Annotated in this window: 13 protein-coding genes; 10 read left to right on the forward strand and 3 right to left on the reverse strand. The window is 48.2% G+C overall.

Annotated features, from left to right (window positions below; translation table 11 throughout):
* Nucleotides 1-6 precede the first annotated feature (6 nt).
* From D0S45_15635 to D0S45_15675, 9 genes are all read left to right on the forward strand, one after another.
* Nucleotides 7-528 (forward strand): HD domain-containing protein, encoded by a 522-nt coding sequence (locus D0S45_15635; GenBank protein ID TIH13219.1) that lies wholly within the window; start codon nucleotides 7-9, stop codon nucleotides 526-528.
* A gap of 208 nt (nucleotides 529-736) precedes the next feature.
* Entirely contained in the window at nucleotides 737-1,294 is a 558-nt protein-coding gene (locus D0S45_15640; protein ID TIH13220.1) for a GAK system XXXCH domain-containing protein, read from the forward strand.
* Nucleotides 1,295-1,303: 9 nt separating this feature from the next.
* Nucleotides 1,304-2,446 (forward strand): hypothetical protein, encoded by a 1,143-nt coding sequence (locus D0S45_15645; GenBank protein TIH13221.1) that lies wholly within the window; start codon nucleotides 1,304-1,306, stop codon nucleotides 2,444-2,446.
* A 41-nt stretch (nucleotides 2,447-2,487) separates the two neighbouring features.
* Nucleotides 2,488-4,140 carry a PhoU family transcriptional regulator gene (locus tag D0S45_15650; GenBank protein TIH13222.1) on the forward strand — a complete coding sequence of 551 codons (1,653 nt, stop codon included), beginning with the start codon at nucleotides 2,488-2,490 and terminating at the stop codon, nucleotides 4,138-4,140.
* A 21-nt stretch (nucleotides 4,141-4,161) separates the two neighbouring features.
* Nucleotides 4,162-5,040 (forward strand): GAK system ATP-grasp enzyme, encoded by an 879-nt coding sequence (locus D0S45_15655; GenBank protein ID TIH13223.1) that lies wholly within the window; start codon nucleotides 4,162-4,164, stop codon nucleotides 5,038-5,040.
* A complete protein-coding gene (locus tag D0S45_15660) occupies nucleotides 5,037-6,125 on the forward strand; it encodes an HprK-related kinase B (protein TIH13224.1) in 1,089 nt (362 codons plus the stop codon). The genes D0S45_15655 and D0S45_15660 overlap by 4 nt, the downstream gene beginning before the upstream one ends.
* A gap of 224 nt (nucleotides 6,126-6,349) precedes the next feature.
* Complete coding sequence (locus D0S45_15665; GenBank protein ID TIH13225.1) at nucleotides 6,350-7,537, forward strand: GAK system CofD-like protein; 1,188 nt, start codon at nucleotides 6,350-6,352, stop codon at nucleotides 7,535-7,537.
* A 104-nt stretch (nucleotides 7,538-7,641) separates the two neighbouring features.
* Nucleotides 7,642-8,178: a hypothetical protein gene (locus D0S45_15670; protein ID TIH13226.1), complete on the forward strand. Its 537-nt coding sequence runs from the start codon at nucleotides 7,642-7,644 to the stop codon at nucleotides 8,176-8,178.
* A 112-nt stretch (nucleotides 8,179-8,290) separates the two neighbouring features.
* The gene (locus tag D0S45_15675) at nucleotides 8,291-9,154 is read left to right on the forward strand and encodes a 4Fe-4S dicluster domain-containing protein (protein TIH13227.1); all 864 of its coding nucleotides are present in this window, start codon (nucleotides 8,291-8,293) and stop codon (nucleotides 9,152-9,154) included.
* Between the two features lie 39 nt (nucleotides 9,155-9,193).
* Here D0S45_15675 and D0S45_15680 read toward each other — a convergent pair whose 3' ends face one another.
* Together D0S45_15680 and D0S45_15685 are read right to left on the reverse strand one after the other, a co-directional pair.
* The gene (locus D0S45_15680; GenBank protein TIH13228.1) at nucleotides 9,194-9,694 is read right to left on the reverse strand and encodes a hypothetical protein; all 501 of its coding nucleotides are present in this window, start codon (nucleotides 9,692-9,694) and stop codon (nucleotides 9,194-9,196) included.
* Nucleotides 9,695-9,869: 175 nt separating this feature from the next.
* The gene (locus tag D0S45_15685) at nucleotides 9,870-12,986 is read right to left on the reverse strand and encodes a PAS domain S-box protein (GenBank protein TIH13229.1); all 3,117 of its coding nucleotides are present in this window, start codon (nucleotides 12,984-12,986) and stop codon (nucleotides 9,870-9,872) included.
* 234 nt (nucleotides 12,987-13,220) lie between these two features.
* On the opposite strand from D0S45_15685, the gene D0S45_15690 reads away from it, so the two are divergent.
* Nucleotides 13,221-13,496, forward strand: a complete 276-nt coding sequence (locus tag D0S45_15690) for a DUF2325 domain-containing protein (GenBank protein TIH13230.1) — start codon at nucleotides 13,221-13,223, stop codon at nucleotides 13,494-13,496.
* 75 nt (nucleotides 13,497-13,571) lie between these two features.
* Here the strand turns inward: D0S45_15690 and D0S45_15695 are convergent, their stop codons facing one another.
* Entirely contained in the window at nucleotides 13,572-14,423 is an 852-nt protein-coding gene (locus D0S45_15695; protein TIH13231.1) for a deoxyribonuclease IV, read from the reverse strand.
* Nucleotides 14,424-14,429 lie beyond the last annotated feature (6 nt).

Consider the following 14,429-nt stretch of genomic DNA (forward strand, 5'->3'; position numbering starts at 1 on the left):
ACAGAAATGATCCCAACCCCAGAACAATGCGAAACCCTCCTCGCCTCCAACAATACCCCGGAAGCGACTATTATCCACTCCCGAATGGTGCGCGATGTTGCCCGCCGCATCGGGCGCGATTTAAAATGGCTGCGTGACCGGGGGCCCAATCTAGCCCTGATTACGGCTGCTGCCCTGCTGCATGACATTGCCAAAGGTAAACCGGACCATGCTGCTGCCGGAGCGGCAATTATACGCGAGAACGGCTATGATGAAGTTGCAGACATTGTGGCTGCTCATAATGAACTGGATTATTCCGGCGATCTTCCGGTCACGGAAAAAGAGATCGTCTTTATTGCCGATAAACTGGTCAAAGGCGACCAGATGGTCACGGTTATATATATGTATGACCATAAGATCGAATCCTGTTCCGATGAACAGCTGCTGGCAAAACTGAAACAGTGCAAAGAAACCGCCCTGCGCATCAAGACCGCCATTGAGCAGGAAACAGGAAAGAATCTTGAAGAGCTTGCCATTGCTGAAGATTAAGCTTCTGCAAATAATTTTTAGGACCCGCGGCTATGTCATATAGCGGCGGGTCTTTTCTGTTTTAGCTCCGCAAAAAAATACAATTCAACCAAAAAGTTGCAAACTTTGCATAGTTTCGCGATACTTATTCAGAAAAATTTATGTAGCTCCTTTAAATTCAACACTTAGCATATCCATTCTAAATTTAGCTGCGGATCAGGAGATACGAATGGCCAAAAAAAGCAAAATTGAAAAATATATTGAGCCCGGAGAACTTCCGGCTTTCCTGCGTAAAATCGCAGACGCCCTTGAAGGCGAGGCTTCGGAAGACGACGCCTACCTTGTGATGATCGAAGGGTTCAAAAAGCTGAAAATCAACATCCGCAATGAGTTCGGACACACTGCCGTGAAAGTCACAGCCAAACCCATGTCTGCGCACATGGCAAAAGACGAGTGTCCCGAATCAGAGGTGGCGACTCCTGCGGAACCAGACAGCAGTAAACCTAAATTCAAAAATCTCAAAAAACAGATGAAGGCATCCTTCAAGATTATTTTTAAATCCGTGCATGCGGGAACCTTGCCTCCGCCGGAAGTAGTGGAAGAGTTCATAGCTGATTCCCGGCTTATGGTCAGCTTTGAGGGCTACGGCGACGAATACTACAACGAATACATGGCAGCATGCGAGAAATTCCAGCAGGCGTGCGATGAGTCAGATGTAGAAGCCGCCCACAAAGCCTGTGACGAAATCAACAGCATCACCGCCCACTGCCATTCCCGGTACAAATAAGAGGTCATAATGAATAGCGCAGCATCCTGCCCTGCGGCAGTAAAAGTTTCCCCTGAAATATCTGATGAAGACCGACAACTGTTTCGTGAAGTCATTTCCACCGATCTTGCTGACTGGCAGATCGAGCAGATAGTAACTCCCACTAGGATTTACCGCAGACAGGAAAATTTACTGGCCGTGCACTGGCACCCGGAATTCGTGCCCTTCAAGTACATCTCCCAGCGCGTGGAAAAGATGTTTCCTAACGTGCACGATAAGCTGATGATCCCCACCCAGCACAATGTGCTCATGAGTTACGGGGACTACACCGGAGTGGAGGTGGATTGTTACGCCAGCGGCTTTAATCAAAAAGTTCAGCTGCTCCTCCACTTTGAAAATGAAAAGGTAAGAGAGGCCCATGTACTCAAGTCCATGCTGGCCCACACTTTTAAATACCGCTCCTCTCAGCTTTTCGAATACATGGACAGCATCACCAAACCCATTGAAGCCCGGGTGGAAAAAGCAGCCAAAGCCACTGGCGCGGATGAGGATCTCGTAGAAATGGTCCGGGTCTACGTGACCAAAATCCAGACCATGCTTGATGAAGAATGGTCCAGCGTGCCCAAAGATTCCATCAAAAATAAATTACTCAAGAATTACTTTGACGCCATGCGCCCCAAATATGGCGATACCCTGATCAACCGTATTCAAGCTTACATCAAGGAAGTCAAAAAACTGGTCAAAGCCGACTTCTCACTCAAATTCTTCTACCGGGCCACTGAAGTGATCGAGGAAGCGCGTTCTTTGGGCGGCTGCGTGGTTATCCCCCACCCGGAAGAGTTCTGGCCCATCCTGCTGGCAAAGTATGATGTGGACGGCATTGAGGCCTGGAATCCGCAATCCCAGCGTTACACAGAATTTCTCATTTCCGTGGTCAATGAACAAAACGATTCCCGCCCCGCCGGAAGCAAGGAATTGCTTATCTTCATGGGCGACGATTGCCACATGAGTGAAAAAACCAAACCTCTGGAGACTCAGGACCATGCCAAGGCGGCCCGCGAGATCGGCCTGCAACCCGCATGGGACGACCTGAATATTCGCAAGAAGCTCATTGTTGCCGGGATCGACAGATCTTCGGTAATAGCTGAATATAAAGCAAGAATGGCCAATTAACACTCCACGCTAATAAAACCATAAAAGATAGATACAGACACATGCTTACATTCGAAGGATTGGACGAAAATTTTAAATTCCTCATCCTTGAGGTCTTGAATCAGCTTAAGGCTACCCGGGAATTCGTGGCTTCGCCCTCCCGTTCCCTGTTCCGCAAGATAACCTCGCGCGACGACTACATTGATAACCTGAAAACAGTTATCGAAAACAAGTCCTATTCCCGCATCAACAGTTCCATTGACCTTGATCCCAAGCTGCTGAACAAGATCAGAGCCATTCAGCTTTCCTCGGTCAATCTGGAGCGTATTGGCGACCATTGCGTAAACATCGTCAACCAGATGGCTTACCTTGAGGACAAAGGCTACGTTAACCGCTACGAGTGCGCCGAAGCTTTTGATATTATTGAAGAGAGCACCGCAAAAATAGCAAACGGATTCAGCTCGGAAGATATGCCTCTGGCCCTTGAAATCTGTAAGTCTGAAAACAGGCTGGATTCATTATACAAAGACAATTTCAACCGTATCATGGCTGAAATGGGCAGCGGTAAAAACATTCCCGACCTTGTTACCTGCCTCTTTATATTCCGTTATCTGGAAAGAATCGGTGATTCCCTGCTCAACATCGGGGAAGCTATCATCTTTTCCATTCTCGGTGAGCGCATCAAAATTGAGCAGTTTGAATCCCTGCAACAGACTTTAAGTGTTTCCGGGTACGACGGATCATTCTCGGACATCGACTTTCAGGGCATCTGGGGATCACGCTCCGGCTGCCGCATCGGACATGTCCAAACCAAGGATAAGGAACAGGCCCCCCCGGTGGCACAGGGAAGTATTTACAAGGAAGGAAACCTCGACAAAATCAGATTGGAACGAACCAGCCTCGAACAGTGGAATAAGCGTTTTCCGGGTATGGTTCCAGAAATCTTCGGTTTCCATGAAACCAAAGATGAAAATAAAGGTTCCATGCTGGTTGAATTTCTGCCCGGCTGTACGCTTGATACCATGATCCTGACTTCGGACGATGCCGATCTTGAAAATGCCCAGTTCACCCTTGAGCAGACCTTGCGCCATGTCTGGTCCAGCACCAAGAAAGATGCTCCGGCCCCGACCACCTTCATGGACCAGCTCAAATCCCGTCAGAACGGCGTATTGCAGGTCCACCCGGAATTCCACCGCAATGACCACCAGATGGAAAATGCTAAAGTCATATCCACTGAAGAGTTGATCGACGAGTGTATGGCTATTGAAAAGTTGCTCCCGGCACCGTTCACCGTATTCATCCACGGAGATTTCAATTGCAACAACGTGGTATACAGCAATGAAGACGAAAGAGTCAGATTCATTGACCTGCATCGCTCCCGTGATTTCGACTACATTCAGGATCTTTCGGTTTTCCTTGTTTCCGGTTTCCGCATGCCTGTTTTCGAACGGCCCATCAGAAACAAGATCAACGCGGTAATATCCCGTATGTACAACTTTACTGAAGAATTCGCTCAGGAAAATAACGATGAGACATGGCAGGCCCGCCTTGCGCTGGCATTGTCCCGTTCCTTCTACACATCCACCCGCTTTGAATTCAATTACACCTTTGCCAAGGAAATGTTCAACCGATCCATGTTCCTGCTGGAAAAGGTGAACCGCTACAACGGAAAGTGGGATCACTTTGTTCTGCCGGAAGACATCCTTCATTACTAAGAAGCAAAAAAGGTGCTGACTATGAAAATAGGCGTAATAGGACTCAAAGACGCGTGGTCGTCCGAACAGCTGGCTGAGGCTGTAGCTGCCAAGACCGGTCAGGAAAAAATGATTTTTGAGATGCAGGATGTGCGGCTCGATCTGCCTTCCGGGCGGGCCATGGTGGAAGGACATGATCTCTCCACTTATGATGCGCTGATAATCAAGAAAATCGGCAAGAAATACTCCCCGGACCTGCTGGACCGTCTTGAAATGCTGCGTATGCTTGAAGGGCGCGGGGTGAAAATTTTCTCATCCCCCTACTCCATCCTGCGCGTGCTGGACCGCCTCACTTGCACCATATCCCTGCAACTGGGCGGCATCCCTATGCCTCCGACCACCATAACTGAAGACGTGGACCATGCTCTCGCTGCTGTGGAAGAATACGGCGAAGCTGTCTTCAAGCCCCTGTACAGCACCAAGGCCCGGGGCATGTTCGTACTGAAACCCGGCCCGGACGCCCGCAAGGTCATTGAGGATTATCACAAGAAGTACAGCACAATGTACATCCAGAAGACCATTGACCTCAATAACAGTGATCTTGGCATTGTCTTTCTCGGCGGCGAATACCTTACCACTTACGCCCGCTGCAAGACTACTGATTCATGGAACACCACCACGGTCAACGGCGGCAAATACGCCCCCATAGATCCCCCGCAGGAAATCATCGACCTCGCCCAGAAAGCACAGGCCATATTCAATCTTGATTTCACCTGTGTGGACGTAGCCATAACTCCCGACGGTCCCTATGTTTTTGAAGTCTCGGCCTTCGGAGGTTTCCGCGGCCTGCTCGATGCAAGAGGCATTCATGCTGCTGCCCATTACGTAGACTATGTAATCAAAAAGGTGGAAGGAGAATGAGCCGGACCTCAATCACTAAATCCGCAATTGTTGAAAAATACCGCAACGAATTTCCGGCCACAGAGTCCCTGTTCCTCGACCTCGGCGGCTGCGTAATTGAGACAAGGGTAAACAATTCCAAGCTACTGTCCAACCTGAAGAACTACTTCAAAGAATTTCTGGCTGGCACAGACAAAAGCGACATTCTGATCACTGCCCATGAATGCCCCAAAGCGGACCTCGGCCTAGAGTATACCATAAAGCAGCCTGAACCGGGCAAAACCAAGATCAAGGAAGAATTCTGCAACCTTTCCGACGGGCGCGTAGTTTACAAAAGACTGACCGGCATGATCTTCATTTTCGGCGGAGGCGTGAATATTGCCATCGGTCCCTGCATTGAAAACTCCAGTCAACTCATCAACTTCATCAACAACCGTTTCATTGAATACAAACTCAAAAAAGGCTGCTTTCTCGGACATGCTGCCGGGGTAATTACCAATGGTCGCGGCATCGCTCTGGCTGGTTTTTCCGGTATGGGTAAATCCACCCTTGCCCTGCACCTCATGAGCCGGGGAACAACTTTTGTCAGCAATGACCGCGTAATGGTTGAAGACAAAGGTAATTCCCTAACCATGTACGGAGTTGCCAAACAACCACGCATCAATCCCGGCACCGCACTGAACAACCCGGACCTTTCCTGCATCGTAGCTCCCGAGGACAAGGAATATTTTCTATCCATGCCCAAGGAAGAACTCTGGGAACTTGAGCACAAATACGATGCCCTCATCGATGAATGCTACGGTAAAAATAAATTCGTACTCAAGGCCCCCATGAACGGGCTGGTTATCCTCAACTGGCAGCGCGATAATTCCGAATCCGTAGTCAAAATTATTGATCCCAAAGAGCGCAAAGACCTGCTCCCCGCATTCATGAAGGAGCCGGGACTATTTTACCTTCCCGATTCTGCTGAAAAAACGAGTACGCCGGGAGTTGACGCCTATGCTGATTTTCTGTCAAAGACAACTCTCATTGAAATCAGCGGTGGCGTGGACTTTGATAAAGCTGCCGATGCCTGCCTCAAATTTATGAAAGAAGGCAGTATTTAATCATTAAATAAGCCTCCGGCAGCCCTGCCGGGGGCCAGAGAAACTTTTTGAAAAAAGTTTCTCTGGACTCTTCAAAAACTTTTAATAAGGCTTCGCCATCTGTATATTCGAAGGTCGCTTTAACGCGATAGATGCGAAGCATACTAAAAGTTTCTGAAGGGGAAACTCTTGCAAGAGTTTCCCCTTCCCCAACCGCCGGAGGCAATAAAAATTACAGGAAGAGAATGCGCATTAAAATCGAACGCGAAGTAAGGGTGCCGGACCCGATGAAGCTGGAACGCTACCGGAGAACCCCGGACCTCGGCCCCCGAATCCTCTTTTTCAGTGGTGGGACCGCCCTTAAAAAAACTTCGTCCGTACTGACCCAGTACACCCATAACTCCATCCACGTCATCACCCCCTTTGATTCCGGGGGCAGCTCCGCGGTTATCCGTAATCAGTTCAAAATGCTGGCTGTGGGGGATATCCGTAACAGACTCATGGCCCTTGCGGACCAGTCCGTACTTGGCAACCCTGAAATATATAAACTTTTCTCCTACAGACTGCCCAAAGATGCTGACGAAAGTGAATTACTCGCTGAATTTGAAGAAATGATGGAATGCCGACATCCGCTGGTGCGCGATATCCCGGCCCCCATGCGCAAAATAATCCGCAATCATTTTATAAAATTTGCCGACATTATGGATGATTTCAACCTGCGCGGGGCCAGCATCGGAAATATAATCCTCACCGCCGGATACATCAGCAACCGCCGTCATATCGACCCGGTGCTTTATATCTTTTCCAAGCTGGTTGAGGTGCGCGGTATTGTACGGGCTACTGTAAATCTGGATATTCATCTGGCAGCCGAACTTGAAGACGGCACTTTCGTGGTCGGACAGCATCGGCTTACCGGAAAGGAAGCCTCCCCCATCGGCTCCGGCATCAAAAAACTCTGGCTGGCCGAAAAACTGGGTGACTCCACCCCGTGCACGGTCCAGATCCCCAATAAAATGAAAAAGCTGATCAACAGCGCAGAGCTTATCTGCTATCCCTTGGGAAGCTTCTATTCCAGTGTAGTGGCCAATCTGCTGCCCAAAGGGATCGGAAATGCCATCAGCGACAGCAGGTGTCCTAAAGTTTTCACTCCCAACACCGGTACCGACCCGGAACTGAAAGGCCACTCGCTTACGGATCAGATCAATAAGCTTATCTGCTACCTGCGCAAGGATGACCCTGACAACATCGCCATAAGCGATGTACTCAATTTCGTCCTTGTGGACTCGGTAAACGGAATCTATCCCGGCGGTGTTGATAAAAAAGAGATAAACAAACTCGGCATTCAGGTAATTGACTGCGAACTCGTCAGCGATGAAAGCACTCCCTATCTGGACCCGGAACTTCTCTCGCAGGCCCTGCTTTCACTGACCTAGCATGCCCCCTTCATTGACTTTCACCCCCGCCCCCTTACCTTATAAGTAGGAAGGTGTATGTTTTTGTTAAGCCCAACTTAATTGCACAGCCGCAGGAGGGCCAAATGAAGTTCACGACTATGAAAGCTTTATTTGTCATTGTTCTAGCGGCTGCAATGCTCATCTTTGCAACCGTTGCCCACGGGTCCAGCTTCAGATTCGTGATGGAAAACAAGGGCAAGACGTGGAAGCTCGGCAATAACTATTATCTCGGCTCCATTGGTCTCAAGGACCTGCAAGTCACCGATACTTTCACCATCGGTGATATTGACTCACACATTGACCACAGCATCACTGTCCGCTTCTACGCCGGAAAAGGAATGCAGGGATTCAATGAATACACTCCCCTGACCGCTGAATCCGTCTTCGACTACACCTCACTGGCCGGAATGCAGAGCATTGATAACGCTTTCTATGTAGAATTCGAGCCCAAGAAGATCCGCTTCGGACACTTTGGATACGAAGGACACAAGAACCTGCATGCCAACGGAAAAATGGGTTTCCTTGAGTCTGTTCCTGCACCAGTACCAATTCCCGCCACATGGATGCTAGTGGCAGCTGGCCTGCTGCTCACTGCTGGAGCAAAGCGACTCCTCTCATAATCCACCAAGCCCCGACTAAACAGCCGGGGCTTTCTCATGCTCTGGTCAAACGGCAAACAATGCTTACCTTTTCCCGAACTCCTGATTAACACACCCAACTACAGGATATAAAATGTTACCAGTTATAATTGATCCCAAGCTTTGCAAAGCAGACCAGCTTTGCGTACATGAATGCCCTCTCTCAGTCCTCACTGTGAAAGAAAGAGGACAGGTTCCCACAGTACATCCCAAAAAAATCAATTACTGTATAAACTGCGGTCACTGTATGGCCGTCTGTCCCACTGGAGCCATCACCCTGACGGCATTTAAAGATAAGCAGGCAACTCCCTTCAGCAAAAGCGACCAACCTGAACCAGCCGCTGTTGAAACACTGATCAAAACCCGCCGCTCGGTACGTAAATTCAAGAAAAAAAATGTCAGTGCGCAGGAAATCGGCGAACTGATTAACATCGCAGCCTACGCCCCTTCCGGACACAATGCCCAGCCAGTTTCATGGACCGTCCTAGATACCCCGGAAAAGGTCCATGAACTGGGGGAAGTCGTTGTCGAATGGATGGAAGAAATGGTGAAGCAAAAAAATCCACTGGCTGACAAACTCTTTCTTGCAGGATTGGTCAATGCCTGGAAAAAAGGAAATGACGCCATCTGCCGCAACGCTCCGGCAATTGCAGTTGCATGGGCACCCAAAATGGGCATTACTCCGCAGGCGGACACAATAATCGCCACCAACACCCTTGAACTGACAGCTCACGCCAAAGGGTACGGAACCTGCTGGGCCGGATATGTAATTCTGGCTGCGGTTTACAGCGCAAAGGTGCTAAGCCACCTAGGTATCCCGGAAGGACACATGGCTCACGGAGCATTGTTCCTCGGACATCCGGCAGTTAAATATCGCAATATCCCGCCACGACATAAAGCAGTAGCAGAAGAGCAGGACGGAAAATTCATCTTCCGCGCCCGTCCGAATACGCATTAAAAAAATACCCCCATCTTTCATGGAAGATGGGGGTATTTTTTACTTTTCATCATTAACGCGCTTACCGGGCTTAAAGGCCGTGCGCAGAAATTTGGGGGTAAAAAGCCGGAAAGGATTGCGGACCAGCATGTCGGGCATGAGGTGATACCAGCGGTAGCCCAATCGATGATAGACCTTTTTGGCCAGACAGCCGTACCCAGCCTGCCGTGCGGCCCAAAGAGCAGCATCGCGCTGACATCTTGAGGTGGCCACAGCCTTGAAAATCTTATCGCTGAACCCTTTATCGACAAGCATTTTGCGGATGCGCAGGTATTCACGGTAACGGCTGATGATATCCGCCACGGAAAAAAAAGCCCCGGTCACCCAGCTCATGGCAATAGCCGCTGAAGTAATAAAGCCCCAGCTGTGTCCATCACGGTAAAACTCCGCAGCAAGCCACGCAAGAGTCACGACCATGCCGATACAAAGTCCCAGAACAAAATGGGGTAAAGGGGCCACACGTAGATAATTATATTTTTTATGTGCAAGAGCCTTTAACATTACAACTCGCCTGAAAAGCGGATTACTATTTTTTCATACGCCACGACTAGGGAATTACCATTGTAATCAAAACCGTTCAAGAAATATCGGACCACACAAAGACAAGCTCAACACCCTGAATAAAATAAATTTGCTCAAAAATAGAAAAAGTATCCAACCATTTTTTATTCTTCGACTAAGCAGTAACAACCCTTGCAAGCTCAGCCAGAAGATCATCAACATTAAACGGCTTGGTAATCCGGGAATCCATGCCGCTCTCAATGCATCTTTCCATAAAATCATCGCCCACGTTGGCTGTGAGGGCCACTATCCTGACCGGGGAGTGGGTTTTGCGGATTGCACGGGCAGCTTCAAAGCCATCCAGGATCGGCATCTGGATATCCATAAAAATTATATCAAAATCATCTGATTCAATAAAAGTATCCACGGCGTCTTTGCCGTTTTCAACCATCACATAATTTACAAGCCCGTTCTTTTCAAAAACCTTACGCAGCAGGATACGATTCATTTTGCTGTCTTCAGCCACCAGCACTTTTATGCCTGAATAATCCACGGAAACGACCTTTTCTTCAGGACTGTCCTGAATTTCCTGCGACTGACGATGATCCGTGCAAATTTCCACAGGCAGGACAAAAGAAAACAAAGCCCCGCCCATCTCATTATTACGTGCTGAAAGTTCCCCACCCAGATGTTTTACAAGCTTGTAACAAATTGCCAACCCAAGCCCGGTTCCACCATATTTTCTGGTAATACTTGGGTCAGCCTGCACAAAGGATTCAAACAAGGATTCCATTGCGTTTTCCGGCAATCCTATTCCAGTATCGGAGACTTCAAAAAGAAGGTGGGTCTTCTCGCTCTGAAAAGATTGCTGTTGCGGCCTGCAACGCAAGGTAACGGAACCTTCATCAGTAAATTTTACCCCGTTTCCAAGCAGGTTAACAAGAACCTGCCGCAGTCTTAGACCGTCCACCCGTACGCAGTCAGGCACATTTTCCGCCTCAAGCACAACTTTTAAGGGCTTGTTCATGGCACCGATGTCTACAACATCCCTCATCTCCCGCAGAAAGGCCGGAAGATCTAAATTTTCTTCATTAAGCTCCATGTGCACGGAATCAAGCTTCGAAAAATCAAGAATATCGTTAACAATGACCAACAGACTGTCCACAGAGGACTTGACCAAACGCAAATTCTCCTGCTGCTCCTGAGTCAATTCAGAACGCTGGAGTAATTGAACCATCCCCTTAACCGCATTCATGGGCGTCCGGAATTCGTGAGTCATGTTAGCCAGAAAGCGCCCCTTAGCCTCATTGGCTTCTTGCGCCTCTTCCCTGCTGCTTCTTAATTCCTTCTCAACCCTTTTCAACTCGGAAATATCTTCAACCGCAACTAAAACCCGCTCCCACGACTCCTCAGCCCCCGGGATAATTGTCAGGTTAAGTATAAAAAACTGATTCTTGCCATCCAGCCGGAGAAAACTGAACTCACTACGGTGCCTCTCTGCCCCTTTCAGCAAATCAAGAAAAACCGTACGGAAAACTCGCCATGAATGATGTGTGATATAAGGAGAAAAACCATCCCTGATCAGTTCTTCGCGGGACCCTGTTCCAAAAAATTCAATAGTCCGGTTATTAGCGTCAATGATCCTGATAAGATCCACACAACGGCGCACTGATTTATAGTCAGCCAGCCGGTCCTCACGAATGACCGGAATCATTTCCGGCCCGTAAGAATCGAAAAGAGCTTTGAGCTGACTCATATCCAGTTCCCAAAGGGCCACCGGAGAATTTTCAAAAAGGGAACGGAATCGCCACTCACTTTTTTGCTGTTCTGCTTCAGCTTTTTTACGGGCGGTAATATCTATGACGAACCCTTCAACATAAGAAGGCATGCCCGGCTCAGACTCGACCAGCCTCAAGTCTCTTGATGTCCAGACTGTACCCCCGCCCTTATGCCTACACTCAATTTCATACGAAGCCACCTGCCCGGCAAAGCGCAACATCTGCACTCCACGCTCCCAGTCCTGGCTGTTTGCGTAGATCTGATCACTGACACTGGATACTTCTGAAATAAGTTCATCGCTACTCGCATAACCGTACAATTCAGCAAGTGCTTTATTGGCTGTCAGAAACCTTCCGTCCAACGTGACCTGAAAAATTCCCATGGGGGCGTTATCAAAAATATCGCGAAACTTAATTTCTGCTCTTCTACGCAAGGCATCGGCAAGATGACGATTCTTAATCTCCTGCTCAACCTTCTCCTTCTGCTTGTTGACTTCATCTATTCTTCTGGCGGCCTCCTGCGTGCGGGCTTCATAAATTTTACGCCCCAACACTCCCTTGATCAGCCAGAAACAGCCAAAAGAAATCAGTAGAAAAATAAATACGGACAACAGAAACTGCATCCTGATGCTGAGGAAACCGAAAAGCCTTTCCTCCTCCACCAGACTGATTACGCTCAGCGAAGTTCCCTGGACCGGAGACGAAATAGCCAAGTAATCAACTTCCCGGCCAGACTTACCAGCCTCAAGCACAGTCAGGCCATCCCATTCACGCAGGACATCCATAAGCAAAAGTTCACCACTCTGATGCGCAGAGACATCCGAAACAGCAACCACAGTACTACCCACGCGCAGAAAATCGGTCCCCACAGAAGGAGAGATTGTCATAGCCCTCAGGCTTCGGTGCAGACTATCTATTCTGGTCCAGCCGACAACAGACCCCTTTATGCCTTGCGAAGCATCCACAGGAACGCTGACAACAATGGACAATTCTCCACCATATTCTCCAGCAAAAAAAGCAGGGGAACCATGCCGAACTCTAAACCTTGCAATGTCCTTCTTTTCTTCAGCAAAAACACATTCCGTATCGGAATCCAGCAGCACATATCCCTCTTCATCAAGTACTGCAATTCTGGAAAAAACAAACTCGTCCCTAACTGTCCACTGGGAAAGATTACGGCCAAGCAAAGCGCACACATCCCCGAGCAGATCAGGGGTTTTCGCCAATCCTTCTGGCCCGTGAGCATCCAACGAGTTAACCAATGAACGCACAGGCGTGCTGTCAGCCACACTGCCCAGCTCGGAAACCCTTTTGGAAAAATAAAAACTTACAGCCATGGACCTTTTAGCGGATTCCCCCACAAACAATTCGCGTGCAGTATTCCTTACCTGCAATTGCGAAGTGTACCCGGTCCATAACGTAAGACCTACAAATCCTGTAAATATGACAATGGCACATATAAGCAGAAGGCTGTAGCCGTAACCCGGCTTATGATTGGTCCCGTTTTTTTTCATCAGATCAGACGTTTCCATGCGGATAATTATTAAGAACTAACCAATACTGAAATTTATTGACTGAATGACACCTGAGTCCATACCCGAAACTGACACTGTAGCTTTAAATATTTTACCGATCTTAGCACACTTAGAACTATTTTCTCATAATTTTATAAAAAAACAAACACTCACTTGACAGTGAGAATCATTTTCACTATAAAATATTTAATACTTAAAAACATGGAGGCAATCATGTGTGCAGCTCTCATAGGCGGAATGGACAGACTTAAGCGAGATTACATTGTTTCAGCCAAGAAAAAAGGCGTTAAACTCAAAGTGTTCACCGGAAAAGAAAATAAGGTATCTTCAAAACTTGGCAACGCAGACCACGTAATCATCTTTACTAACCAGATTTCCCATGCAGCCAAAAAAGACATCGTAAAATACACCAAAGCCAAGCAGATCCCCCTGCATATGTTCCACTCATGCGGTGTTTCCACCCTCAAAAACTGCCTCGAAAACCTTTAGAACTCGATATTCCGGCGGGAAAGACGGTTTGGAGACAGTCTTCCGGCCAGCCGCAATATCCTCCCCTCGCCCCTGCTAACTGTGCAGGGAGCGCAAAAGTTCAATATTCATTTTATCAAATTTGAAATCCGGATCATCTTCTTTCGGGGTCTCAATTACCTTGGGTACAGTGGAAAAACGGGAATCGTTAATAATATATCTGAACCCCTCGAGACCTATATTTCCCTTCCCGATGTGCTCGTGACGGTCTTTATTGGAACCCAACTCCTGTTTGCTGTCATTAAGATGAAAAAAACGGATGAAATCAAGACCGATCAACTCGTCAAAACGCTCAAAAACCTCTGCACATGATTCAGCGGTACGCAGGTCGTATCCGGCGGCAAAAGCATGGCAGGTATCAAAACATACTCCCATACGCGAAGTGTAACCGGAATCTTCCAGAATTGTAGCCAGCTCACCGAACCTGCTACCTAAATTTGTCCCCTGCCCGGCAGTATTCTCAATAAGTACCTTCACCTCCTCAGTTTCCGAAAGGGCAATGGCCTGATCAAGATTTGCTACGTATCGTTCAAGGGCTTCCACCTTGCCTGAACCGAGGTGAGAACCGGGATGAGTCACCAAATATTCAATACCCAGAGTCTCAGTTCGGCGCAGTTCCTGAGCAAAAGCCTTTACTGATTTATCCACACTGTCAGGTTTAGGAGAAGCAAGATTAATGAGATAGGAATCATGGACACTGACGGGATAATTGCCCCACTCTGCCCTGAGTTTCTTAAAATTTTCTACGACCTTATCTTCAAGCGGTTTCACCTTCCACTGACGTTGGTTGCGGGTAAATATCTGGAGAGCGGTTCCACCCACAGACATGATCCTCTCCACGGCCTTGTCCACACCACCGATTATGGGCATATGGGCACCTATATACATAAAAAA

This window comes from Marinifilum sp. JC120, from assembly GCA_004923195.1.
Taxonomy (GTDB): domain Bacteria; phylum Desulfobacterota; class Desulfovibrionia; order Desulfovibrionales; family Desulfovibrionaceae; genus Maridesulfovibrio.